The following is a 23,263-nucleotide window of genomic DNA, read 5'->3' as shown; positions in this document are numbered from 1 at the left end:
GGCCGTCAGCGGGGGATGGCGGGTGCGAAGGTTGACAAACGCCCAGTCGAACGGCAACGAAGCAGTCGATCCAGCGAATCGGACTTGGTGCGGGAAAACTGCGTTTGCCTTCCCGATCCCGGCCAGCTGGCGATCGGCACAAACCCTATTAGTTGGCGCGGTGAATGCGATCCGGTACCATGACTGGAATCGAGTACGACGACTTTCTGGACCTCGGGTACGAGCCAGCGGCGACAGATCTGACCTGTGAGTTTACGATCGAACCCGCCGCGGACATGTCGATGGAGGCGGCGGCGAGCCGGGTCGCCTCCGAGTCCTCGAACGGCACGTGGGCAGCGCTCCACGTCGACGAAGACGAACTGACGGACCTCGGCGCGGTGGCCTGTGAGATCGACGGCACCGAGATCACCGTCGCATACCCCGACGCGCTGTTCGAGACCGGCAGCATGCCCCAGATCCTCTCGTGTATCGCGGGGAACATCCTAGGGATGAAAGCCGTCGACTCGATTCGGCTCGAGGACTGCCACTGGCCCGAGTCGATCGTCGACGGCTTCCCGGGCCCACAGTTCGGCACGGGCGTCGCCCGCGAGAAGCTCGATGCCGGCGAGCGGCCGGTCCTGGCGACGGTCCCGAAACCCAAAGTCGGTCTCTCGACCGACGCCCACGCCCGCGTCGGCGAGGAGGCCTGGCGCGGCGGGATCGACCTGCTGAAAGACGACGAGAACCTCACCGATCAGGACTTCAACCCCTTCGAGGACCGCCTGACGGAGAGCCTCGCGGCTCGCGACCGCGCACAGGAAGCCACCGGGGAGCGCAAGGATTACCTCGTAAACGTGACCGGGGAGACCGCCGAGATGTTAGAGCGCGTCGATCTGGTGGCCGAACACGGCGGCGGCTTCGTCATGGTCGACGTGATTACCTGCGGCTGGGCGGCCGTCCAGAGCGTCCGCGACCGGTGTGAGGACCACGGCCTGGCGATCCACGCCCATCGTGCGATGCACGCCGCCTTCGATCGACTCGAGCACCACGGCGTTTCGATGCGGGTCATCGCACAGATCGCCCGGCTCTGTGGCGTCGATCACATCCACACCGGCACTGCAGGACTCGGCAAACTCGCAAACGAGGACACGCCGGGGATCAACGATTGGCTCACCGGCGAGTGTCATGGCCTGAAACCCGTGCTCCCGGTTGCCTCAGGTGGGCTTCACCCTGGCGTCGTCGATCAGTTGCTGGAGGCGCTTGGCACCGACATCATCGTCCAGGCCGGCGGCGGCGTCCACGGCCACCCCGACGGCACCCATGCGGGCGCAAAAGCGCTCCGGCAGTCCGTCGACGCGTCGATGGCGGGCGAGTCACTCGAGGACTACGCCGACGACCACCCGGAACTGGCGACGGCCCTCGAGAAGTGGGGGGCAGAGACGCCACGGTGACGCCGTCGGGTTCGGCGCGTTTCGCGACCTCGCCGACGGATCCGGTAACACTCATGTAACTAGACATTCTTCTAGAATTCAGATAAATACATATAAATCTAGCTGAGAGATACAGTAATGGCGTATAGACAGTCACGTCGTGGTGGCAGTCCGTCGCCGACGAAAGTCCTCACCGCGGTGACGACTGCCCTGATCGCCGGGGCGGCGCTTGGCGGCGTGTTGCACGCGACCGGCAGTCTTCGGTCGGTGGCAGACGTCTACGGACTCGAGGGGGTGGTAAACGAGTGGACGCTGGTCTTCTGTCACAGCCTCGTCGCGGGCGGACCGTTCGTCGCGCTCGTCACCCGGCTTTCGCGAGGGCGATACGTCCCGCGACCGCTCGCCGAGAGCGACCGAAGTCCGTTTCTCGGTGCCTGCGTGGGTCTCGCATACGGTGTCGTGCTCTGGGTGACCGTCGTCGCCTACGGTGGCCCGTTCTTGCTCGGACTCATCACGGCGGACGCGTATCCGGTTCCCGTGCGCCACTGGGGGAGCTTCGTCGGGCTGTCGACGTTCGGGGCCGTCTTCGGCGCGTGGTACCCGCTGCTCCAGGCGTTTTTCGACGAGCGGCGCTGATCGCGGTCGCTAATAGAAACGATTTCCACCACTCGGCGGGGGATCTGATCGACCCTCGAGCGTCGACGTTCCGGCGAACCCTTTTGTCTATTGGTATCGAGGCACACAACTGTATGTCAGAATCGCCACCAAACGTCCAGCCGCCGACGCCGGCGGAGATCCGCGAATACGCACGACGCCATCACATCGACCTGACCGATCAGGAGGTCGAAGACTTCGAAGCCGCCATCGCTGAGGCGCTGCTGGGCTACGAGCGATTGGATCAACTGCCTGACTATCGACCCCGCGTCGAATACACCGACCGCGATCCCGGCTACCGACCGGGGCCCGACGAAGATCCGCTCAACGCCTTCGTCACGAAGTGCGAAGTAAGGGGCGCGGACGACGGACCGCTCGCGGGCTACGAGGTCGGGCTCAAAGACAACGTCAATCTGGCCGGCGTCGAACTGACGCTCGGGTCGAAGCTCTTCGAGGGCTACGTCCCGTCGACCGACGCGACGATCGTCACGCGGCTGCTCGACGCCGGTGCGACCATTACCGGGAAACTCAACATGGAAGACATGGCCTTCTCCGGGAGCGGCGAACTCTCCGCGACCGGGCCGGTACTGAACCCCGTCGATTCGGACTACATCGCGGGCGGGTCCTCGTCGGGGTCGGCAGCAGCCGTCGGCAACGGCGACGTCGACGTCGCCATCGGCGGCGATCAGGGCGGCTCGATTCGAATCCCCGCCGCGTGGAGCGGCCTCGTTGGGCACAAGCCTACCCACAGTCTGGTTCCGTACACCGGGATCGCCGGTCTCGGCCGGTCGTTCGACCACGCCGGACCGATCTGCTCGACGGTCGACGACTGCGCACGAGTCCTAGATGTGATCGCCGGGAAAGACGACCTCGACCCACGACAGGGCGTCGTCCCGACCGACGACTACCGCGGGGCGCTCTCGGACGATCCGTCGGACGTGACCGTCGGCGTCGTCGAGGAGGGGTTCGGACACGAGGTCAGTGAGTCGGGTGTCGACGACACCGTTCGCGACGCGCTCGCCGCGTTCGAGGACGCCGGCGCGACGGTGACGGAGGTCTCCGTGCCGATGCACCAGGACGGACTCACCATCTGGAACGCGATCGCCCTCGAGGAGACGGCCGCGACGGTCGACGGCGAGGGTATCGGCCACTACGGGAAGGGCTTCTACGATACGCAACTGGCCGACGCGTTCGGACGGGCGCGGCGGGCGGACGCCGACGACTACATCACGACGCTGAAGCTCACGCTCGTCCTCGGCGAGTACCTCGCGGACGAGTATCATGGCCACTACTACGCGAAAGCACAGAACCTCAGCCGACAACTGGCGGAAAAATATGACGATGCGCTCGCTGACGTCGACGTCCTCGCGATGCCCACGACGCCACAGACCGCCCACGAGGTCGACGAGTCGATCTCGCGCCTCGAGGCGATCGACCGCGCGCTCAACATGCTTCACAACACGTCCCCGTTCGACGTGACCGGCCATCCGGCGACGTCGGTGCCCGCCGGGACGGCGGACGGATTGCCGGTCGGGCTCATGCTGATCGGGGAACAGTTCGACGACGCGACGGTGCTCTCGAGCGCGCACGCGTTCGAACAGAGCGTCGAAACCGGCCTGTGATCGACGGACGATCACGGAATCGTGTCCGTCCAAAAACATTATATACTCGTTAACCGCCATTCTGAGTGTGGTTTACGAGACTGGAAACGAGACGGTCGACGACGCACTCGAGCGGGTCGTGGCTGGCGAGCGACTCGACCGGACCGACGGGCTGGCGCTGATGGCCCAGCCGGTCGACGTCCTCGCCGAAGCCGGTGCGGCCGTGCGCGATCACTTCGGTGACGGCACGGTCGACGCCTGCTCGATCGTCAACGCGAAAGCGGGCAACTGCGCCGAGGACTGTGGGTTCTGTGCGCAGTCGGTCCACTTCGACACCGGCATCGACACCTACGGCTTCCTCGGCCCGGAGAAGATCCTCGAGGCCGCGAAACGCGCCGAACGCGACGGTGCCCAGCGCTTCGGGATCGTCGTCGCGGAGAAAGGCGTCTCGAAGGAACACCGGCCCGAGGAGTGGGCGGAGGTCATCGAGTCGATCCGCCTCGTGCGCGACGAGTGCGATCTCGAGGTCGACGCCTCCCTCGGCATTCTCACCGAGGAAGAGGCTGCGATTCTCGCCGAGGAGGGGATCAACCACTACAATCACAACATCGAAACCTCGCCGAACTACTTCCCCGAGATCGTCGACACCCATAGCTTCGAGGACCGGGTGAAGACCCTTGAGGTCGCCAAGGAGGCCGGTATGGACCTCTGTGCCGGCGTCATCCTCGGGATGGGCGAGACCCCAACCGACCGCGTCGAGGCTGCCATCGCGTTGCAGGATATCGGCATCTCCTCGCTGCCGGTCAACGTCCTCAACCCGGTCGAAGGAACGCCGCTGTACGAACAGGGGGCCGACATCTCGACCGAAGAGATCGTGAAGACGGTTGCGGTGTACAAACTCCTGCATCCCGAATCGCGGGTCCGCCTGACCGGTGGCCGCGAGGTCAACCTCGCACCCGACGAGCAGCACCTGCCGCTGGAAGCCGGCGCGGACGGCCTGCTCACCGGCGACTACCTCACGACCGAGGGCCAGTCGCCCGGCGAAGACATCGAGATCATCGAACGCGCGGGCCTCGAGCCAAACCAGGAGACCAACGACTTCGATCCCGACGAGGTGAAAGCTCGCCACAGCGACGCCGCGGAGTCGACCGAGCCAGCAGCGAGTACAGGCGCAGAACCGAGCGACGACTGATTCAATCAGCTACATATCACGACAACTATGGACGAAGTTACGTTTGCGGTACTCGGAACCGGCGGTATCGGCCGACGAGCACTCGAAGTGAGCCAGCACAAAGACGCCCTGACACCTGTCGCGGCGTGTGACCGCCACGGGGTCGCGATCGATTTCGACGGCCTCGACGTCGACGAACTGCTCGAGGCAACTGAGGGCAATATCGACAACGAGGTCGCGACGGACGGTGGGACAGCCGCGTCCGAGGGTGGCGTCAAACAACACGGCGAAGAGCTCGGTGTCGTTGCCTCCGAACAGGCCCGTCCCAGCGAGGATTCGATTCAGGACATCATCGATCACGGCGACGAGATCGACGCCGTCCTGCTCGCGCTGCCCAACTACGAGCACGACTTCATCCCACGGACCGCCGAGCGGTTCATCGAGGGTGACTACTCCGGGGTTATGATCGACGTGCTCAAGCGCTCGCGCGTGATCGGCATGCTCGACGATCGCCGCGAGGCGTTCGAGGACGCCGGCATCACCTTCATCTGTGGCGCGGGCGCGACGCCTGGCCTGCTGACCGGCGCGGCGGCGCTGGCCGCCCAGTCGTTCGTCGAGGTCACCGACGTCGACATCCACTGGGGCGTCGGCCTCAAATCCGGCTACGAGGACAACCGCGGCACCGTCCGCGAGGACATCGCCCACCTCCCAGAGTACGACATCGAGACCGCGCGCGACCTCTCCGAAGAAGAGATCGAGGAAATCATCGACGATCACGACGGTGTCATCGAGTTCGAGGACATGGAACACGCAGACGACGTCTTGCTCGAGCGCGCAGGTATCTGTGACGCCGAGGACGTCACGGTCGGTGGGGTCCTCGACGTGTACAACGACGAGAAGCCGACGACGACTACAGTGCGTGTCACCGGCCGAACCTTCGATGGCGAGACCGCGACGAACACGTTCCAGCTCGGCGACGAGACGAGCATGGAAGCAAACGTCAACGGGCCCGCACTGGGCTATCTGAAAGCCGGCGTGCGACGGAATCGTGCGGGCGAGTACGGCGTCTTCGGCCCCGCCGAATTGATGCCTGGCTTCTGACGACGCTGAGACGACTTTTCATGAGACCTATGCACATGATGGCCCGGAACCGTCGCGTAACAGCCACAAACCGGCCGAAACGAGTCGAATCAGCCGCTCGATCCGAATCGTGAGAGTCAAACCGTGGCGCTGAGTCCGTTTAGCCGAATGGCCGACCGTGGGTTCGACCTCGAGGACCGACTCGAGACCCTCGAGGAAAACGATTTGAAACGCTCGCTCTCGCCCGTCGATCGGGTCGCCGAGCGGGGCTACTTCGCCGAGCCCTCGGGCGGCGACCTGCCCGTCCTCGATTCGGCGGAGGCGCTGGTCTTTGCCTCGAACAACTATCTGGGGTTGACGGACGACCAGCGCGTCCAGGACTCGGCTCGGCAGGCCGCCGCGACCGTCGGCACGGGTGCCGGCGCGAGCCGGCTCGTCACCGGCGATACGATGGTCCACCAGGATCTCGAGCGGCTACTCGCCGAGACGAAAGGAACCGAGCGCGCGCTGGCCTTTTCCTCTGGCTACGCCGCGAACGTCGGGACGATCACGGCGCTCGAGCCCGATGTCGTCTTCTCCGACGAGTTGAATCACGCGAGTATCATCGACGGCTGTCGGCTGTCGGGTGCCGAGACTGTCGTCTACGACCACTGTGACGCCGCCAGCCTCCGATCGGCGCTTGCAGAGCACGCCGAGCAGGCGAGACGGGACGGCCGAGCGCCGGCCGACGAATCCTGGCTGATCGTCACCGACTCGGTGTTCAGCATGGACGGCACCGTCGCTCCGCTCACGGCGATCTGTGATGCTGCCGAGGAATACGGCGCGTGGGTGATGGTCGACGAGGCCCACGCGACCGGCCTCTACGCGAACGGCGGCGGCGTCGTCCAGGCCGAAGGTCTCGAGGACCGGGTCCAGATCCAGATGGGCACGCTCTCGAAGGCGCTGGCCAGTCAGGGCGGGTACGTGGCCGGCAGCGCGGAGTTGATCGAATGTCTGATCAACGACGCACGCTCGTTCGTCTTCTCGACCGGGCTCGCACCGCCGGCCGCCGCCGCTGCGAGCGAGGCGTTGCATATCGCTCGCCACAGCGACGTTCGCGAGCGCCTCTGGGAGAACGTCGCGCATCTCCGCGACGGCCTCGAGACGATGGGCTTCGAGGTGTTAGGAACGTCGCAGATCCTGCCCGTGCTCGTCGGCGACCGACAGGACGCGCTCGCACTCGCGGATGGCATCCGCGAACGGGACGTCGTCGCACCGGCGATTCGGCCGCCGACAGTTCCCGAAGGAACCAGTCGAATTCGTGTCGTCCCGATGGCGACACACGATCAAGACGACGTCATCACCTGCCTCGAGGCGTTCCGTGCCGCGGGTGAGGAGGTCGGGCTCCTGTGACCGCGACGCAGCCGATCGCCGTGGTCGGCACCGGAACCGGCGTCGGGAAGACGGTCATCACGGCTGGACTCACGCGCCTGCTTCGCGAGGCGGGTCAGGACGCACGGGCGATCAAACCCGCACAGACTGGCCATCCGCCCGACGACGACGCCGCGTTCGTCGCCACGGCCTGTGACGACCCCGAGGCCGCGACCTGTCCGCGCTATCTCGAGCCAGCGCTGGCCCCGCGGGTCGCAGCCGAGATCGCCGACGAATCCCTCTCCTACGAGGCGATCCACACCGCGTGTGAACGCGAAATCGACGCGACTGCAGTCCCGATCGTCGAGGGAATCGGCGGGCTACGGGTGCCACTGGCCGGCGATCGCGAGGTGATCGATCTCGTCGCCGACCTCGAGGCTGCAGCAGTCGTCGTCACACGGTCGGGACTGGGGACGCTCAATCACACCGCACTCTCGATCGACGCCCTCGAGGCCCGCGGGATCGATATCGTCGGCATCGTCTGCAACGAGTACGCCGACGAGACGGTCGCAGAGCGGACCAATCCCGCCGAACTCGAGCGGATGACCGGTTACGCCGTCGAGACGGTGCCGCCGCTGACTGACGATGACACTGTGGATCCGAGCGCGATGGCTCTCGGCGTCAGCGATGCACTGTCACCAGCGTTTTGCGAGTTACTGCCGGTAGAATCCGAGTGAGCGGATACCTCAACTCAGGCCGGCGGCGTTGGCCGCTCTTCGTCCACTGTCGACTGCTCGCTCTCCGATGAAAGTGGTTCGTCCTCGACGTAGCTGTCGACGAGGTGCGACACCACTTCGGACTTCCGATGTTCGACCTCAAGGTGGACCCGAAGGTCGGTTCGGTCGGTGTACGTTTCCGTACAAAGCGGGCAGCGACGTGATTCTGTCATTCGGGTGGTCACCAACAGCCACTCTCACCGTTCATCGACGTAAGAGTGTCGATTAATAAGAAGTCCTACATTTCTGCTACGAACGCAACTCGAGCACCGGCCGCTGACCGACTGCCAAAAGGTTCGATGAAACCGCCAGCTCACATGAAATCGCTTAGTCCGGATTGATCTGCGTCCGGCTCGTCGCTTGCCGGGTCGGCAGCTGCTGTGTCGTCTGCCGAGCCCGTGAGCGTCTGCTGTCCGCGTTCGTCACTGTCGTCATCACCGTCGGTTGGCTCGTCAGTGTCTCCGCTCGAGCGCTCGGCCTCGAAGAAGGCGTTGCCCGAGTGTTCGACCGCCTGCTCGGTTTTCAGTTCGTCGGCATCCTCGACGATCGACTGGACCTTGTTGGTATCCTTCCCGCTGCCGGTGACGAACGAGACCTCCGACTCGTCGAGTTCGTAGGCTGCGGCCATACGAACCGTGAGATCGCGGTTCTTGCAGTGGTGGGTCATCGCCGAGAGGAACGGAAGGATCTCCCGGCGGGCGGTGGCGACGCTCGCGCCTTCGCGTTCGGCGATGCGCTCGGCGATCGCATCGCGGGTGTTCCGGGTTCCTTTGGTACGGCCGAGTTTCGACCAGTAACTCGGCGGACCGTAGCGCGTCCAGCCGCCCTTGTTGCCCCGTCGAGAAGCGGCGACTCCGGCGGTCATGTTGTCCGTCGCGTACCGCCAGTACGAGTAGTCCTGGGTGGCCCGCACCCGGCCGAGCCAGCGGTCGGCGTTCGAGAGGAACTCGTAGGCATCGGCCAGTTCAGCGCCCTCGTAGTCCTTCGGGACGTTGTCCTCGATCCAGTTCAACAGGTCGTCGGGGGTCTCGTCGACGTCGTAGGAGGCTCGCAGCGCGCCCTCGGCGTCTTTCTCCTTGATGAGATCGTCGAGGAAGTCGAAGATTCCCTCCGTGGTATCTCGCTCGCTCGTCACCACGTCCTCGACGGTCAGCCGCTCGGTCTCCTCGGCGACCGCCTGCAGGTCGTTGACCGCCGAGCGCAGGTCGCCGCTGGTCGACTCGGCGATCTTCTCTAAGGCTTCCTCCTCGAACTCGACGCCCTCGCGCCGACAGATGTCCCGCAGGACGGGGACGATCGAGCGCTTCGAGACGTCGCGGAACTCGATCGTCTCGCAGGCATTGCGCAGCGACTGGCTCATGTCGTAGAACTCGTTTGCCACGAGCACGATCGGCTGATTGGCGTTCTTGACGACGCGGGTTACCTCCCGCGAGCCGCCGTAGTCGGCGTTCCCGTGGAAGTTGTCCGCCTCGTCCAAGATGACCAGTCGGCGGCCCGCCTCGCCCCCAGTCAGCGTCCCGCTCTTTGCGGCCTCACCAGCGATCTTCTCGATGACGTCCGCCCCCCGGCTGTCGCTGGCGTTGAGTTCCATCACGGGCCAGCCCATATCGTTGGCCAGCGCGTGGGCGGCGGAGGTCTTCCCGACGCCCGGACTGCCGTGGACGATCACCGCCTGTCGGTGCTCGTCCCAGGTTTCGGCCCACTCCTTGAGCTTGTCACGGGCCTTGTTGTTGCCGCGTACCTCCGACAGCGTCGTCGGGCGGTACGTCTCCGTCCAGTCGGTCATTGCACCGTAGTTGGTGCGTTCGGCGTTTAGGGATTGCGGAGCGTCACTCCTCGCTGACCGTTCTCGAGTCGAGGCGAGGTATGACCACCCCGCCGCTGGCTAGTCGTTTCGCGCGCCAGTGTCCGAGAGCACCAAGTCATGGCGGCAGGCACCGCACGTGGTGCGGTCGCACCATACCTCTAAGCGACTGGGGTAGCTTTGTGCAGGTGATGGCGGATCACATCGACCTCGTCAAGCGCTCACTTCGGGACACGACGCGGAGCGAATTCGACCGGCGCGTCGACGAGCAAGCCGCCCGTCTCACCGACGCCCTTCGTGCAGGCCGGCTCGACAATCCCAGTTTCGCCCTCGGAATCGAACTCGAGGCGTACGCCGTCGACGACGATCGGCGGCTGACTCGCGTGCCCGAGCCCGTCCTCGAGGGGCCCTGCGAGAAGGAACTCGGACGGCACAACGTCGAATTCAACACCAGTCCGAGCCCCTTCGACGATGAGGGTGCCGTTGCCCAGGCCGCACAGCTTCAGCGCCACTATCGGCGCGCTCAGCAAGCGGCCGACCGAGCCGACACGGAGATCGTTCTCGACGCCATGTGGACGATCCCGCCCCAGGACGGAACGCACGCGTACCTTGCGGACGTCCACGAGAGCGAGGGGATCACGATCGCCGAGAACATGACCCCGTCACCTCGCTACGCCGCGATCGACAACGACGTCTTGGAACGAACCGGGGGGTCGATCTCGCTGACCGTGCCGGGAGCCGAGTGTCAGTTCCCATCGATCCTCTTCGAGTCGCTTACGAGTTCGATTCAGCCCCACGTCCAGGTGCCCGACGCCGGGGCATTTCCCCGGTATCACGACACTGCCGTTCGGACGCTCGGGCCGGTGCTTGCAGTAGCGACGAACTCGCCGCTTCTCCCGCCGGATCTATACGATATCGAGGACCCATATCGACTGCTCGAGGAAACGCATCACGAACTCCGAATCCCGGTGTTCGAACAGTCGATCAATCAGGCGTGGGAGAAGGTCCGCTTCCCCGATGAGATCGGGAACGCAGTCGACACGATCGACGAACTCGTCGCCGACCCGACGTGTGCACCGTTTCTCCGCGAGTGGCTCGAGGGCGGCGACCGCGAGACGTTCGCTGACCGGTTCTGGGAGCTCAACCACAAGCGGGGGACCTACTGGCGGTGGCTCCGCGCCGTCGTCGGCGGCCAGCCGGTCGGCCAGGGCGACCACTGGTCGATCCGCATCGAATACCGGCCCCTGCCCACGCAGCCGACGATCGCCGAAAATATCGGCTTGCAGTGGCTCGTCGCCGGTCTCGTTCGAGGCCTGTGTGTAGCCGATCACCCGCTCGCGAGCCTCGATCGTGACGCGGCCGAACGGAGCTTCTACAGTGCGGTCGAAAACGGGCTCGAGGCCGAGTTCGTCTGGATCACCGCCGACGGCGATCGGACGACCGATCGAACGGTGATCTACGAGGAACTCTTCGAGTTCGCTCGTCGCGGCCTCCGCGAACAGGGCGTTCCCGACGACGCGATCGAGGAATATCTCGCCCCGCTCGAGACGCGCTGGACCGACCGGCTGACCCCGAGCCGGTGGAAACTGGACCGCGTCAGAGACCACCTCGATGCAGGCATGCGGTTCGCCGACGCCGTCGGCGAGATGCAAACCGAGTACATCCGTCGGTCGGGGGCCGGTGACCCGATCGGCGAGTGGACCTGAGCGCAGCGGTAATCCGGTCTGTCCGTACTTACTCGAGCCACGATGACCGGCACGGTTGTCCCGAATTACCCACCCTCGAGCGTCGCGTCGGCGCTGTCGGATTCGAGCTCGCTGAGACAGTCGCTGGCGTGTGGGTTTTCGTGTGTCGGAGTGACCCGCTCGTAGTCAGCTCGCTGAGTCGTCAGCGACGAGATGACCGTTCCATCGCTGCCGTATTCCGATATTTCGACGACGATCTCGTCGTCGCGCTCCCGGACGGTCGAGCCATCGGCGATCTCGAAGACGACCGTTCCCGAAAACGGGGCGTCGACGTCCGTTCCGAAGACGACACCGTCCTCGAGGAGGGTATTGCCGTAGAGCCCATCATCGTAGAATCCCGTACTTGCCAAGGCGACGTCGCCGTCCTCGAACGACCCGGTTACCGTCGCTCGAGTACAGGAGTCGAACGCCACGTCCCGTTTCGAATCGGTGCTCCCATCACCGGGGTCGTCCGACTCGTCGGGTTTCGCGTCGGCCTCGCCTGACCCGTCGGAACTCCCAGCAGTGTCGTCCGACTCGGTGGTCTCTGTACGGCCCTCGCCGGTATCGGTCGCTTCGTCGTCCGAATCGCCCGATTCGGTGCCGGCGTCCGTTCCGTTCCCGCCGCTCGAGCCGATGCGATTCGTGTCGAGACAGCCCGTTACTCCGACGCCGATACCTGTCGCGCCGATGAACGTCCGGCGATCCATATCCGGTCCAGTCCGCCTTGCACCATAAAGTGTCTGGAATATGTCACTTTCGATTACAGTCATCGGATCGGACGTGACTGTCCAGAGTGTCAACCAGTCGACTCGAGCCGGCGATCACGGGCCGGCTCAGTCCGATGACTCCTCGGCCTCGGCTGTCGCCTCGTTGACAATCACGCTCGCGATACGGGTTCCTTCGACGGCGTCGACGGTCAGCTCGTAGCCGTTAGCCTCGATCGCGTCGCCGACCTCGGGTGCGCGGCCGAGGCGGCTCAACACCAGTCCGCCGATGGTGTCGAACGCCTCGCTCTCGAAGGTCGTCTCGAACTCCTCGTTGACGTCGTCCAGCGAGACGCCCCCGTCGACGGCGTAGCGGCCGTCCCCAAGCTCGTCGATCGAGGGCTCGAGTTCGGCGACGTCGAACTCGTCTTGGATCTCGCCGATGACGACTTCGACGACGTCTTCGCCCGTCAGGATTCCCTCGAAGGCACCCCACTCGTCGATGACGACGGCCAGTTGTACGTTTCGCCGGCGAAACTCCGTCAGGACCTCGTCGATCCGGCGGGTTTCCGGGACGAAGATGACGTCTCGAGCGAGGTCTCGAGCGGTCGGCTCGATCTCGGCGTCGGCCGCCGTTTCGATCGCGTGGAGTACGTCTTTCGCGTGGACGAAGCCGATCACCGGATCCTCGGCGTCCTCGTCGACGACGGGAAACCGAGTGTAGCTCCCGCTTGCGGCGACGGCGCGTAGCTCCGAGAGAGGCATGTCGGCGTCGACGGTGACGACGTCGGGCCGGGGAACCATCACCTCGCGGGCGGGCGTCTCGCCCAGTTCGAAGACGGACTCGATCATCTCGACTTCGTCCATATCGACGGCTCCCTGCTGGCCCGACTGCGAGACGATGCGGATGATCTCCTCCTGACTGTGGCTTTCGTCGCGCTCGGAGGCCGGCGCGACGCCGATGAGCTGTGTAAAGAAGTTCGCCGTCCCGTTGAAGACGATGATCCCCGGAATGAAAATGTAGTAGAAGAACTTCATCGGCGCGGCGACCAGCAGCGCGATCCGCTCGGCGTCCGCGATGGCCAGCGTCTTCGGCGCGAGCTCTCCAAAGACGACGTGCAGGAACGTGATGATGCTGAACCCGATCGCGATCGAAACGAGATGGATCGAGCCCGCGGGAAGGAGCGAGCCGAGCACGGGCTCGAGCAGCGAGGCGATGGCCGGTTCGCCGACCCAGCCAAGCCCCAGCGAGGCGATCGTGATCCCGAGCTGGGTGGTCGCGAGGTAGTCGTCTAAGTTCTCCTCGGCTTCCTGGACGAGCTTGGCCGACGACCGCCCCTCCTCGACGAGCGTTTCGATCTGTGTCGATCGGATGCGGACGTACGCGAACTCCGCGGCAACGAAAAAGCCGTTCAGGAAGACCAGAAAGAGGGCAAAGAGGAGCCGCCCGAACGAGAACGCGAGGTCTACCATCGTCCGATCACCGTCGGTCGTCCACGCCCCAGTGCGATCGTTGGTTCGGCGGCGGCGAGCCGTGATCGGCGATCGGATCGATTTCCCCCGTGGTCCGATCCGACAGCGCGAGAGACATCGTTCGACGGCGCGGCTGACACGACCGCCCGTTCGCCAACACACGCAATCATATGCACACTTGGCACACAACTTACAAAACAGTGGCGCTGGCGGTCGCCGCGCCGTCTTACTCCGCTCGTCGTTCCTCGAGGACCCGTACAAGAACTGCCGCGAAGCCGGCGACGGTGAGGACGAACCGTTCGCCGGTTGCCGCGATTGGGAAGATCCGCTCGACGCCGGTCGCAGGCTCGTCACGTGTCGGATCGAACCCTGTCCGATAGTGCGTGTTCTCGGTCGTCCCGCGGGTCGTCGACGCGGCGACGTCACCGGCGTCGAGTTCGACGAACGTCTGGACGAGCCCCCGCTGGTCGGTCACGAGCAGTGTGCCGGAGAGATCATAAAAGCGGTCGTGAAGCGGCCAGAAGAGGTTGACGCCGTTGAAAAAGGCGTCGAGCAGGATATGTGCAAACAGCAGCGCCGCCAGCGTGACCCACGCGATGCGCGGAGCGTCGTCGCCCCACCGGGTGCGGACGAACGACTCCTCGCGGATCGCACCGTCCCACAGCAAGAGGGTAGCGGGGACGAGGACGATCCAGACGTTGTGCAACGCCGCCCGGTGCGTTCCGGGAACGACGATCCCGAGCAACGTATCGAGATCGAGGAGCGCACTCGACCCCATCACGACCAGAATCGTACGGATATCGAACGTGTCGGCGAGCAACGCAGTCCCGAGCAGGCCGGCGAAGGCGACGTGAACGACGGTCGATGGCACGTTCGGGCGACTCGAACCGCGAAGGCTTGACTGTTGGGGGCGGCACGTGACAAAGAGCTGTCAGCTACGATTCAGCGCTGGCGTCGCTTGCGGACGTACTGTCCGAGAAACAGAATCCCGAACAGCCCAGCCGCGAGTGCCAGCGGTCCCTCGTAGAGGGTCAACACTGCCGCGGCGACGAACAGCGCCCCAGCGAGGATGGCGTAGCCGACCGCCGGATCACCGCCGCTTGCCGGCTCGAGGGGATCGGTCCGGACGACGAGGTCGCCGCGCTCGAGCTGGCCGAAGACGGTGTCAAAGCGGGCCGGAGCCCGCGCGAGGACGGGTAGTGACTCGCGTAGATCGCCGCGCACGTCCGAGACCAGCGTCTCGAGTTCGCTCTCGATGAATCCGTGGTCGACGAGAAACGAGCGCGTCACGCCGATGAAGTCGAACTCGGGATCGAGGGTGCGACAGACGCCCTCGCCGACCGTGCCGACGCGCATGAGCAACATCACGTTCGGCGGGATGCGAAACGGGAACTCGTGGAGTCGTGCGAACAGTTCGGTGATGATCTGTCGCCAGGTGATCTCCGAGCGCCCCTCGAGACTCTCGATGACCAGCTCGAGCACCCGTCGGACCTGGACCCGATCGACCGACGGATCGAGCACCTCGAGTGCGATGAGGGTGTTCAGAAGGCCGTCGACGTCACGACGGACGAGCGTCCGGTAGAGTGCCGTGATGTCGGCTTGCTCTTTGTCCGTGAGCCGTTGGCTCATGCCGTAATCGTAGATGACGACCCGGCCGTCGTCGGTCACCGAGAGGTTGCCGGGATGGGGGTCTGCGTGAAAGACGCCGTCGACGAGCCCCATCTTCAGGTAGGTGCGGGCGATCAGCGTCGCCATCTCGGTGGGGCCGGTGCCGGCATCGGCCAGCGCGCGCTCGTCGGTGATCTTCCGGCCCTCGACGTACTCCATCGCGACGAGACGCTCCGAACACAGGTCGGGATAGGTGTCGGGGACGACGATCCGATCGTCGTCGGCGAAGTTGTCGTCGATCTCCGCCATGATCGACGCCTCGCGAGCGAAGTCGAGTTCCTCGAGGATGATGTCCTCGAAGTCGCCGGCGAGGTTCTCGATCGAGTAGCGCTGGCGCTCGTCGGCGACCAGCAAGAGTAGCGGGACGAACCCTCTGATGACCCGCAGGTCGCGCTCGATCAGCGCGACGATACCCGGCCGCCGGACCTTCAGGGCGATCCGTTCGCCCTCGTAGTCGGCGGTGTAGACGAACGCCAGCGAGCCGCCGGCGACCGGTTCGAGCGTCTCACGGTCAATCTCGTCGCCGAGTTCGGCGTCGACGACGGTCAGCGGATCGCCACCCGCGTCTTCCGGCACCTCGTCCTGGAGCGTCGCGAATTCCTCGACGTACGTCGGCGGAACGATGTCCGGCCGCGTCGACAGCACCTGGCCGACCTTGATGAAGGCGGGCCCCAACTCGAGCATCGTCTCCGTGAGTCGCTGGGCGCGGTCACGGTGGACGTCGGTCGAGACCTGCCGAGATGGGCCGAACAGCAGGAACCGCCGACGATCCCTGAGAAACGCGATCGCGAGGGGAAAGAACCGCAAGAGGACCTGCACGTAGCGGAGATAGTACCCCCTCATCGGTCGTGGGTACTGAGACACTCGATCGGGTGACCGTCCATACGGTCCCTTCGGACACTGGCCACAAATACGTCAGTGATCCGGCTGGAGAGACCGCCACGACGGTTGCCGAACGCGTCATCGGGCGTCGACCGGTATCCGACCGTCTCCGGTAGCTACTTGAGTGGACCGGATAACCGACAGGTAATGAGCGGACGCGGTCCGAAACGAGAACTCGCGGAGAAGATCGCCGGCGAGATCACACTGAGCGACGACCCCGGCGCGACGCTGCGGAAGTGGCGCACCGACTTCGACGTCTCACAGACCGACCTCGCGGCCGAACTCGAGGTCTCCTCGTCGGTCATCTCCGATTACGAGAGCGGCCGCCGGGAGAGCCCCGGCATCGGCGTCGTTGGACGACTCGTCTCTGGACTGCTCGCGATCGACGAACGCCGTGGCGGCGAGCGCATCCGACAGTACGGTCGGGTCCTCTCGGCGGGCTTCGAGAGCGACGTAGTCTACGACCTCCGCGAGTACGCGACGTCGATTCCCCTCGCACAACTGTACGACGACCTCGAGGCGACCGAAGTGGCCGCCAGCGGCACCGATCGCGTCAGCGGCCACACCGTCATCGACAGTATCGAGGCGATCACGCGCCTCTCGAGCGAGGAGTTCTTTCGTCTCTACGGCCAGAGCACGAACCGCGTCCTCGTCTTTACTGGCGTGACCCGCGGGGAATCGCCGCTCGTGGCGCTGCGGGTCGTCAATCCCACGCCCAACGCAGTCATCCTGCATGGCATCGAGGAAGACGACCTCTGGGATCACGCGGCCGATCTCGCGCGGATCGACGGCTACTCGCTCGCCGTCACGAACACGCCGCTCGACGAGATGCTCGAGTATCTCGTCACCCTCGAGTGAGACGGTCCCCTGACGGTCCAAGCGAGCTGCTCGCAGGACATCGTTTTGCACGAGTTCGGATCGATACTGATCGGCAGTTCTGAGACGGTACTCGCGTCCTCTATGTTTCGATGGTTGATGCCCGATAGAACCGCTGTCACTCCGACTGCAGGGCCGTCGTGCGACCGAGTGTGTGGTGACAGGTAGTAGCGACTCGAGTGTGATCGAACGCAGGACGAGCCATGGGCTGCTGTGGGTTCGAATACCGTCCAAAAAGCGAGTAAACGAGTCAGTGCTGACGGACTCGATCGGTCGTCTCAGTAGAACTCGCGAACGAGGTCCATCGCGTCGTCGGGCGCACCGTCGGGAATCTCGGACATGTCCTCGGTGACGCCGTGTTTCTCGTGGTACGGCACGGAGTTTTCGTCCTGGTACAGGACACCCTGATACTCCTTGTCGCTGTCGAGGATGACTTCCTTGGCGGCCTCGTAGTCGGTCGGGTCGTGGCCTTCCTCCTCGAGGTCGACCAGGTTGTCGCGGAAGTAGTCGTAGGTGTCGACGTCGTTGAACGTGACACATGGGCTGAAGACGTTGACGAAGCCGAAGCCGTCGTGTTCGATCGCTTTCTGGACGATTTCGGCGTGGCGCATCGCGTCCGAGCTGAACGACTGGGCGATGAAGGACGCGCCGGAAGCAAGCGCCAGCGCGAGCGGGTTGACCGGCGACTGTTTGGTGCCTTCGGGAGTCGTCGAGGTCTCGAAGTCGGATCGCGAGGTCGGGGAGGCCTGGCCCTTGGTCAGCCCGTAGATGCGGTTGTCCATGACACAGTAGGTCATGTCGACGTTTCGGCGGACGGCGTGGACGAAGTGACCGGCACCGATCGAGTAGCCGTCACCGTCGCCACCGGCGACCATCACTTCGATGTCGGGACGGGCCATCTTGACGCCGGTGCCAACCGGGAGCGCACGGCCGTGGACCCCGTGGAGGGCGTAGCTGTGCATGTAGGTCCCGATCTTGCCGGAACAGCCGATCCCGGCCACCACGAAGGTGTTGTCGGGGTCGTTGCCGGTGTTCGCGAGGGCTTTCATCATGCCGTTCATCGTCCCGAAGTCGCCGCATCCGGGACACCAGGTCGGCTGCTTGTCGGATTTGAAGTCGGTGAATCGTACGTCGGAGCTCATTGTGCTGGCACCTCTTCGGAGAGTTTCGCGGTAATCTCGTCTGCGAGTTCGTCCGCCTTGAAGCGGACGCCGGTGTACTTGTTGATGCGCTTCACGCGGGTAAGTACGTCGTGTTCGATCAGGTCGGCGAACTGTCCGTTCGCGTTACACTCGACGACGATCGTCTCGTCGGCGGCTTCGATCTCGTCGGAGAGATCCGGTCGCGGGAAGATGTAGGGCACCGAGATGACGCGAACGTCGATGTCGTCTTCCTCGAGATACTCGAGTGCTTCGGCGAGTGCGCCCTCGTTGGACCCCCAGGAGATGACGAGATTGTCGGCGTCTTCGTCGCCGAACTCGCGGTAGTCCCAGTCCTCCCGTTCGCGGGCCGTCTCGACCTTGCGGTTACGTTTGTCGACCTGCTGGACGCGCTCGTCTTCGTCTTCGGTCCGGCGACCGAGTTCGTCGTGCTCGAGACCCGTGCTCATGTGGGCACCGTCAGTCATGCCGGGGATGGCACGCGGGCTGATGCCGTCGTCGGTGACGGCGTGAGCACGGAAGTGGCCCTGTGCGTCGAGCCACTCGTCGACCTCGTCCTCGTCGACGAGTTTGCCGCGGTCGATCTCGACTTCGTCCATGTCGAAGGTCTCCGGTGGGAACGTCTGTTCGGTGACGGACATCGCCAGGTCGGAAACCAGGAACACGGGCGTCTGGTACTTCTCAGCGAGGTTGAACGCCTCGACGGTCTTCCAGAAACACTCGTCGATCGACGTCGGGGCGACGACGAAGCGCGGGACTTCGCCGTGGCCACCGTATAGGGCCATGTTGAGGTCGCCCTGTTCCTGTTTCGTCGGCATCCCCGTCGAGGGGCCCGACCGCTGAACGTCGGCGATGACCAGTGGCGTCTCGCTGGTCGCGACCAGTCCGAACGTCTCGGTCATTAGGTCGATCCCAGCGCCGGACGTCGCAGTCATCGATCGGGCACCGGCACGTGCGCCGCCGAGGGCCATGTTGATCGCCGAGAGTTCGTCTTCGGCCTGCACGACGTGGCCGCCGTACTCTTCGATCCGGCCCGTCAGGTACTCCATGATGGAGGTCGCGGGCGTGATCGGATAGCCGGCATAGAACCGGCAGCCAGCGGCGAGTGCGCCCATGCCGACCGCCTCGTTGCCGTTGAGGAGAACGTAGTCGTTGTCGGTCGTCTCGAGGTTGTAGCCGAGGTGATCGAGGTCGTAGTTCTCCTGGACGTACTCCTGGCCTACCCGAGCGGCTTCCTTGTTGTTCTCGACGATCTTCGAGCCCTTGCCGCCGAAGCGCTTCTCGAGGGCTTCGTCCAAGTACTCGACGTCGAAGCCGGTGATCTCACACGCAGCACCGAGCGCGACGATGTTGCGCATGATCGCGCCGCCGGCCTCCTCGGCAAGCGACTTCAGCGGGACGTCGACCGCCGTCATCTCGTCAGGAATCTCGGCTTCCCAAGAGCGCTCGCCGTCGTAGATGATGGCGCTGCCCTCGTGGAGTTCATCGAGGTTCTCGTCGATGGTGCGCTGTGTCAGCGCGACGAGGATGTCGAGACGGTCGACGACGCTCTGCACCTGGTCGACCGACGTGCGAATCTTGTAGGCGGTGTAGCCGCCCCGAATTCGCGATGCGAAGTCTTTCGACGTGAATACGTGCCGTCCTGCTCGGGCAAGTGCCTGAGCGAAGATTTTCCCGGTGGAATCGATACCGTCTCCGGCTTCGCCACCGACCGCCCAGTTGAGATCCTCAGCCATGTTGTCCTGAGCCTTGCCCCCCATAAATGAAAAGGCTTCTGAAACCCCAGGCGAACCACCGCAATAGCGCCCGAGGCGTTTGGGATCGAACACCACTATATTAATTGTTTAGTACTATTGCCGAAACATCTGTTGAGAGAAAGAAATAGCCAATGGAATGGGACCAATACTGTTTCACGGCACGCATTCCAAGACATATGGCTAATACTGACTGACAGCCGTCCGTATGAGATGTCGGTCGCAAAAGGCGGCCGTCTCCAACGGCAACGGTCAAGGACAGGCGGTCGATCGTCAACTCGTTCCGTTCGCCCGTCCGAAACGAGGGATAGGTAGACGCTGTTAGTGAAACGGAACGCCTTTTCAACCGGCTGACGAACCGATTGGCATGGAAGGGACGCCAGTCACTGTCGCATCGGTCAGCGAAGTCGGTCCCGGTACCGTCGCACTTGAGCTCGAAACACCTGCGGACTTCGATGCCAAACCGGGACAGTTCGTCTTGCTCCGGGCCGAGCCCGACGACGAGGTGCTCTCACGCCACTACACGCTCTCGTCGTCGTCCGTCGAGGAGACGTTCGAACTCACCGTCGGCATCGATCCCGACGGCAACCTCTCGCCGTGGCTGGCCGATCTCGAGGGCGGCGAGACCGTCCACATCGAGGGACCGTTCGGACGGATCACCTACGCCGGCGAGGACGACGTGGTCGCCGTCGCCGGCGGTCCCGGCGTCGGTCCGGCGGTCGCGATCGCCGAAGCGGCCCACGATGCGGGCCACGACGCCGTCGTGATCTACCAGGACGACGAGCCCGCACACGAAGACCGCCTCGAGGCACTCGAAGACGCGGGCGCGACGGTCACCGTCCTCGACGAAAGCGCGGACGAGGATCTGGCAGACGCTGTCGCGACCCACCGCGAGGACGGCCAACTGTACGCGTTTGGCTTCGACGACTTCGTGACGTTTGTCGCCGACGCGATCGACGACGCTGGTGGCGACCCCGACGAGGCACTGATCGAGAACTTCGGGTGACGTTCTCCCACCGTCCGGTCGTTCGGCTCGAGGGGTGGTCCACAGAATCGCCTGATCACAGGCAGCGGTTCTACTGTTTTCCGTACCGTCATCGAGCGACGAGAATCGGGCTCAGAAACGGGTCAACGGCCGTGACAAAGATGTTTAGTCCACATCGTGGTGGCGTCGACTATGCGACGGCGTCATCTCATCGTCGGAGCGGCCGGGACGCTCGGCGGGTTGGCCGGCTGTGTGGACTCGGCACTCGAGCGCGGCGAGACGGGACGAAACGGCACCGCCAGCGACCCCGACTCCGGCTCGGACGAGCCGATCACCGTCGGTGATCCCGACGCCATTCCGTTTCCGTCCGCACATCCCCCACACGAGCTCGAGCTGCGGAACGAAAGCGACACGGAACGCATGGCCACCGTCGAGATCAGAGCCGACGAGACCGAGACGCTCCTCGAGCGCGACGTCGCAGTACCCGCGGGCGAGACGATCACGTTCGTCCTCGTCGAGCCACGCTCGTACACCGTTTCGATAACGCGGAGCGATCCCGACGACGGCAGCGAATCGCGCACGAGCGTCGGTGCCAGCCGCCATCCCTTCGACTGTACGCGGTCGCGGACGACCGCCACGCTGCGCGAGAACGGAATCGAAACGGAATCGACCTCGCGCTCGGCGTCGTGTCCCGAGCCAGCGGTTACGGAGACGTCGCTCGAGATCGGCGCGCAGGACTGTACGGACGGGACGGACGGGAGCGCGACCGTCGAATTCGCGGACGAGGCCGTCGCCGTGACCGGACGGATCACGACACCGACACCGTGTTACGAGCCGTCGCTCGCCGACACGACGTACGACGACGGGCGCGACGTGCTCACGGTCGTCGTCGACAGCGGCGAGCAAACGGACGACACCTGCGCCACCTGTCTCGGCGGCGTCGACTACGAGGCCACGATCGACTTCGACGGCCGGTATCCCGGCCGTGTGGAGGTGCGCCACGAAACGCGCGGCGAGAGCCGACAGGTGGCGACAGCCATGTATTCGATGTCCGAGTGGCAATCCGAAACGGACGACCGATGACCGTCCTACGGACTCCTGTCAGTGGGTGCCGGCCGGCCACGACTGCCCTGCGGGGCCACCGGTCACTCGTGCCAGCAGCCCGTCTCAGTGCTCGACGAACTCCACCAGAATACCGCCGGTATCTTTCGGATGGAGGAACGCGACCGAGTGACCCCACGCGCCCGGCCGTGGCTCCTCGTCGATGAGCGTCACGTCGTGGTCGCGTGCCGTCTCGAGCGCGGCCTCGATGTCGTCGGTCGCGAGCGCGAGGTGGTGGATCCCCGCGCCGCCGTCCTCGAGATAGCGGGCGATCGTGCCGTCGTCCTCGAGGGGCTCGAGTAACTCGAAGTAGCCGTTTCCACAGTCGAGAAAGACGACGCGCATGCCGTCGAACTCCTCTTCGTGGGCGACCTCGAGGTCCAAGAGATCGCCGTACAGCTGTGCGAGTGCCTGTGCGTCGTCGGTCGCAATGCCGGCGTGATCGAAGTGCATCAGGCTGTGTTCCTCGTGGCGACTGCGTTATTGTTGTGATTTGGTCTCGAATGGCCGACCACGAGCGGAACTGAATACGAGTATTAGATTCGCGCGTGCTCGCAACGGCGAGACGATGCACAACAGCCGTGAGACGAACGTGCCGGTGCGGACCGACGCCACCGCCGTACGGCGCGGCCAGTTACGGCGTCATTGGTAGTCCGGATCGATCCCGTCGACCAGCCAGTCGACGGCCTGCTGGTGCCAGTCGTCGGTCGTCTCGGCGTTGATATACCGCTCCCAGTCGTAGATCCCCGACTCTTGGGCGAGGCGACGAAACTGCAGCGTCAGAATCGCGGAGTCGAGAATGACGCTCGAGCGGACCATACCCGCGTCCTGATAGTGTTGCTGTCCGTCCCGCATGAGTTGCTGTTCGTCGTCGCTGAGCAGTTTCAGGTCCCGCATATCGACGAGAACGCCGAACTCGTCGGGCGAGTCCCGAAGCGCCGCTCGTGAGTCGTCGATCCACTCGTGTAACTCTTCCTCGTCTATCTTCCCGGCAAAGGTGATTTGAAACCCGAATTCCGTCCGTTCAATGGTATACATTAGTGAACTATGCTGGCGTGACGAAATATCACAGTATTACCGTTGCGGAT

Annotated in this window: 21 protein-coding genes; 11 read left to right on the top strand and 10 right to left on the bottom strand. The window is 64.5% G+C overall.

The genetic code is table 11. The features are described 5' to 3' along the window. The first annotated feature begins 179 nt into the window (after positions 1-179). From rbcL to bioD, 7 genes are all read left to right on the top strand, one after another. On the top strand, positions 180-1,430 hold the full coding sequence (gene rbcL / locus ACFR99_RS00600; RefSeq protein ID WP_390283271.1) for a type III ribulose-bisphosphate carboxylase: 1,251 nt from the start codon (positions 180-182) through the stop codon (positions 1,428-1,430). 117 nt (positions 1,431-1,547) lie between these two features. Next, on the top strand, positions 1,548-2,045 hold the full coding sequence (locus ACFR99_RS00595; protein WP_390283269.1) for a hypothetical protein: 498 nt from the start codon (positions 1,548-1,550) through the stop codon (positions 2,043-2,045). A 113-nt stretch (positions 2,046-2,158) separates the two neighbouring features. Further along, a complete protein-coding gene (locus ACFR99_RS00590; protein ID WP_390283267.1) occupies positions 2,159-3,685 on the top strand; it encodes an amidase in 1,527 nt (508 codons plus the stop codon). Positions 3,686-3,752: 67 nt separating this feature from the next. Then, positions 3,753-4,856: a biotin synthase BioB gene (bioB, locus tag ACFR99_RS00585; protein ID WP_390283265.1), complete on the top strand. Its 1,104-nt coding sequence runs from the start codon at positions 3,753-3,755 to the stop codon at positions 4,854-4,856. Between the two features lie 27 nt (positions 4,857-4,883). Next, entirely contained in the window at positions 4,884-5,936 is a 1,053-nt protein-coding gene (locus ACFR99_RS00580; protein ID WP_390283263.1) for a Gfo/Idh/MocA family oxidoreductase, read from the top strand. Positions 5,937-6,083: 147 nt separating this feature from the next. Beyond that, on the top strand, positions 6,084-7,307 hold the full coding sequence (locus tag ACFR99_RS00575) for an aminotransferase class I/II-fold pyridoxal phosphate-dependent enzyme (protein ID WP_390283261.1): 1,224 nt from the start codon (positions 6,084-6,086) through the stop codon (positions 7,305-7,307). After that, positions 7,304-8,002 (top strand): dethiobiotin synthase, encoded by a 699-nt coding sequence (bioD, locus tag ACFR99_RS00570; RefSeq protein WP_390283259.1) that lies wholly within the window; start codon positions 7,304-7,306, stop codon positions 8,000-8,002. Before ACFR99_RS00575 ends, bioD begins: the two co-directional genes overlap by 4 nt. Before the next feature lie 14 nt (positions 8,003-8,016). Here bioD and ACFR99_RS00565 read toward each other — a convergent pair whose 3' ends face one another. Both ACFR99_RS00565 and ACFR99_RS00560 read right to left on the bottom strand, forming a co-directional pair. After that, positions 8,017-8,214: a hypothetical protein gene (locus tag ACFR99_RS00565; protein ID WP_390283257.1), complete on the bottom strand. Its 198-nt coding sequence runs from the start codon at positions 8,212-8,214 to the stop codon at positions 8,017-8,019. Between the two features lie 140 nt (positions 8,215-8,354). After that, entirely contained in the window at positions 8,355-9,827 is a 1,473-nt protein-coding gene (locus ACFR99_RS00560; protein WP_390283255.1) for a replication factor C large subunit, read from the bottom strand. A gap of 209 nt (positions 9,828-10,036) precedes the next feature. Between ACFR99_RS00560 and ACFR99_RS00555 the strand changes: the two genes are divergently transcribed. Then, the gene (locus ACFR99_RS00555; RefSeq protein WP_390283253.1) at positions 10,037-11,551 is read left to right on the top strand and encodes a glutamate-cysteine ligase family protein; all 1,515 of its coding nucleotides are present in this window, start codon (positions 10,037-10,039) and stop codon (positions 11,549-11,551) included. Between the two features lie 65 nt (positions 11,552-11,616). On the opposite strand, the gene ACFR99_RS00550 is transcribed toward ACFR99_RS00555, so the two are convergent. The 4 genes from ACFR99_RS00550 to ACFR99_RS00535 all read right to left on the bottom strand — a co-directional run bounded on the left by ACFR99_RS00550 (position 11,617) and on the right by ACFR99_RS00535 (position 16,260). Then, on the bottom strand, positions 11,617-12,279 hold the full coding sequence (locus ACFR99_RS00550; RefSeq protein WP_390283251.1) for a hypothetical protein: 663 nt from the start codon (positions 12,277-12,279) through the stop codon (positions 11,617-11,619). Positions 12,280-12,405: 126 nt separating this feature from the next. Further along, positions 12,406-13,749 (bottom strand): hemolysin family protein, encoded by a 1,344-nt coding sequence (locus ACFR99_RS00545; protein WP_390283249.1) that lies wholly within the window; start codon positions 13,747-13,749, stop codon positions 12,406-12,408. Positions 13,750-13,975: 226 nt separating this feature from the next. Next, positions 13,976-14,620, bottom strand: coding sequence for a metal-dependent hydrolase (locus tag ACFR99_RS00540; protein WP_390283247.1), 645 nt, complete (start codon positions 14,618-14,620; stop codon positions 13,976-13,978). 71 nt (positions 14,621-14,691) lie between these two features. Then, the gene (locus tag ACFR99_RS00535; RefSeq protein ID WP_390284144.1) at positions 14,692-16,260 is read right to left on the bottom strand and encodes an ABC1 kinase family protein; all 1,569 of its coding nucleotides are present in this window, start codon (positions 16,258-16,260) and stop codon (positions 14,692-14,694) included. A 186-nt stretch (positions 16,261-16,446) separates the two neighbouring features. Here ACFR99_RS00535 and ACFR99_RS00530 point away from each other — a divergent pair, with 186 nt between their 5' ends. Continuing rightward, positions 16,447-17,157 carry a helix-turn-helix domain-containing protein gene (locus ACFR99_RS00530; RefSeq protein WP_390283245.1) on the top strand — a complete coding sequence of 237 codons (711 nt, stop codon included), beginning with the start codon at positions 16,447-16,449 and terminating at the stop codon, positions 17,155-17,157. A gap of 296 nt (positions 17,158-17,453) precedes the next feature. On the opposite strand, the gene ACFR99_RS00525 is transcribed toward ACFR99_RS00530, so the two are convergent. Then, on the bottom strand, positions 17,454-18,317 hold the full coding sequence (locus ACFR99_RS00525) for a 2-oxoacid:ferredoxin oxidoreductase subunit beta (protein ID WP_390283243.1): 864 nt from the start codon (positions 18,315-18,317) through the stop codon (positions 17,454-17,456). Next, positions 18,314-20,071: a 2-oxoacid:acceptor oxidoreductase subunit alpha gene (locus tag ACFR99_RS00520; protein ID WP_390283242.1), complete on the bottom strand. Its 1,758-nt coding sequence runs from the start codon at positions 20,069-20,071 to the stop codon at positions 18,314-18,316. Before ACFR99_RS00520 ends, ACFR99_RS00525 begins: the two co-directional genes overlap by 4 nt. 385 nt (positions 20,072-20,456) lie before the next feature. Here ACFR99_RS00520 and ACFR99_RS00515 point away from each other — a divergent pair, with 385 nt between their 5' ends. After that, complete coding sequence (locus ACFR99_RS00515) at positions 20,457-21,095, top strand: ferredoxin--NADP reductase (protein ID WP_390283240.1); 639 nt, start codon at positions 20,457-20,459, stop codon at positions 21,093-21,095. Between the two features lie 171 nt (positions 21,096-21,266). Next, the gene (locus ACFR99_RS00510) at positions 21,267-22,157 is read left to right on the top strand and encodes a hypothetical protein (RefSeq protein WP_390283239.1); all 891 of its coding nucleotides are present in this window, start codon (positions 21,267-21,269) and stop codon (positions 22,155-22,157) included. A gap of 84 nt (positions 22,158-22,241) precedes the next feature. Here ACFR99_RS00510 and mce read toward each other — a convergent pair whose 3' ends face one another. Beyond that, complete coding sequence (mce, locus tag ACFR99_RS00505) at positions 22,242-22,628, bottom strand: methylmalonyl-CoA epimerase (RefSeq protein ID WP_390283237.1); 387 nt, start codon at positions 22,626-22,628, stop codon at positions 22,242-22,244. A gap of 189 nt (positions 22,629-22,817) precedes the next feature. After that, positions 22,818-23,213, bottom strand: coding sequence for a hypothetical protein (locus ACFR99_RS00500; protein ID WP_390283235.1), 396 nt, complete (start codon positions 23,211-23,213; stop codon positions 22,818-22,820). Positions 23,214-23,263 lie beyond the last annotated feature (50 nt).

The sequence above is a fragment of the Haloarchaeobius amylolyticus genome, from assembly GCF_042678045.1.
In the GTDB taxonomy this organism is placed as follows: Archaea; Halobacteriota; Halobacteria; order Halobacteriales; family Natrialbaceae; genus Natrinema; species Natrinema amylolyticus_A.
This window is presented reverse-complemented; position numbering and strand designations above follow the sequence as displayed.

What these genes read in the sequence shown, in the direction of transcription:
- rbcL (WP_390283271.1), top strand. Translation starts at nt 180, where the DNA reads ATGACTGGAATCGAGTACGACGACTTTCTGGACCTCGGGTACGAGCCA.
- ACFR99_RS00595 (WP_390283269.1), top strand. Translation starts at nt 1,548, where the DNA reads ATGGCGTATAGACAGTCACGTCGTGGTGGCAGTCCGTCGCCGACGAAA.
- ACFR99_RS00590 (WP_390283267.1), top strand. Translation starts at nt 2,159, where the DNA reads ATGTCAGAATCGCCACCAAACGTCCAGCCGCCGACGCCGGCGGAGATC.
- ACFR99_RS00580 (WP_390283263.1), top strand. Translation starts at nt 4,884, where the DNA reads ATGGACGAAGTTACGTTTGCGGTACTCGGAACCGGCGGTATCGGCCGA.
- ACFR99_RS00575 (WP_390283261.1), top strand. Translation starts at nt 6,084, where the DNA reads ATGGCCGACCGTGGGTTCGACCTCGAGGACCGACTCGAGACCCTCGAG.
- ACFR99_RS00565 (WP_390283257.1), bottom strand. Translation starts at nt 8,214, where the DNA reads ATGACAGAATCACGTCGCTGCCCGCTTTGTACGGAAACGTACACCGAC.
- ACFR99_RS00560 (WP_390283255.1), bottom strand. Translation starts at nt 9,827, where the DNA reads ATGACCGACTGGACGGAGACGTACCGCCCGACGACGCTGTCGGAGGTA.
- ACFR99_RS00555 (WP_390283253.1), top strand. Translation starts at nt 10,037, where the DNA reads ATGGCGGATCACATCGACCTCGTCAAGCGCTCACTTCGGGACACGACG.
- ACFR99_RS00550 (WP_390283251.1), bottom strand. Translation starts at nt 12,279, where the DNA reads ATGGATCGCCGGACGTTCATCGGCGCGACAGGTATCGGCGTCGGAGTA.
- ACFR99_RS00545 (WP_390283249.1), bottom strand. Translation starts at nt 13,749, where the DNA reads ATGGTAGACCTCGCGTTCTCGTTCGGGCGGCTCCTCTTTGCCCTCTTT.
- ACFR99_RS00535 (WP_390284144.1), bottom strand. Translation starts at nt 16,260, where the DNA reads ATGAGGGGGTACTATCTCCGCTACGTGCAGGTCCTCTTGCGGTTCTTT.
- ACFR99_RS00530 (WP_390283245.1), top strand. Translation starts at nt 16,447, where the DNA reads ATGAGCGGACGCGGTCCGAAACGAGAACTCGCGGAGAAGATCGCCGGC.
- ACFR99_RS00525 (WP_390283243.1), bottom strand. Translation starts at nt 18,317, where the DNA reads ATGAGCTCCGACGTACGATTCACCGACTTCAAATCCGACAAGCAGCCG.
- ACFR99_RS00520 (WP_390283242.1), bottom strand. Translation starts at nt 20,071, where the DNA reads ATGGCTGAGGATCTCAACTGGGCGGTCGGTGGCGAAGCCGGAGACGGT.
- ACFR99_RS00515 (WP_390283240.1), top strand. Translation starts at nt 20,457, where the DNA reads ATGGAAGGGACGCCAGTCACTGTCGCATCGGTCAGCGAAGTCGGTCCC.
- ACFR99_RS00510 (WP_390283239.1), top strand. Translation starts at nt 21,267, where the DNA reads ATGCGACGGCGTCATCTCATCGTCGGAGCGGCCGGGACGCTCGGCGGG.
- mce (WP_390283237.1), bottom strand. Translation starts at nt 22,628, where the DNA reads ATGCACTTCGATCACGCCGGCATTGCGACCGACGACGCACAGGCACTC.
- ACFR99_RS00500 (WP_390283235.1), bottom strand. Translation starts at nt 23,213, where the DNA reads ATGTATACCATTGAACGGACGGAATTCGGGTTTCAAATCACCTTTGCC.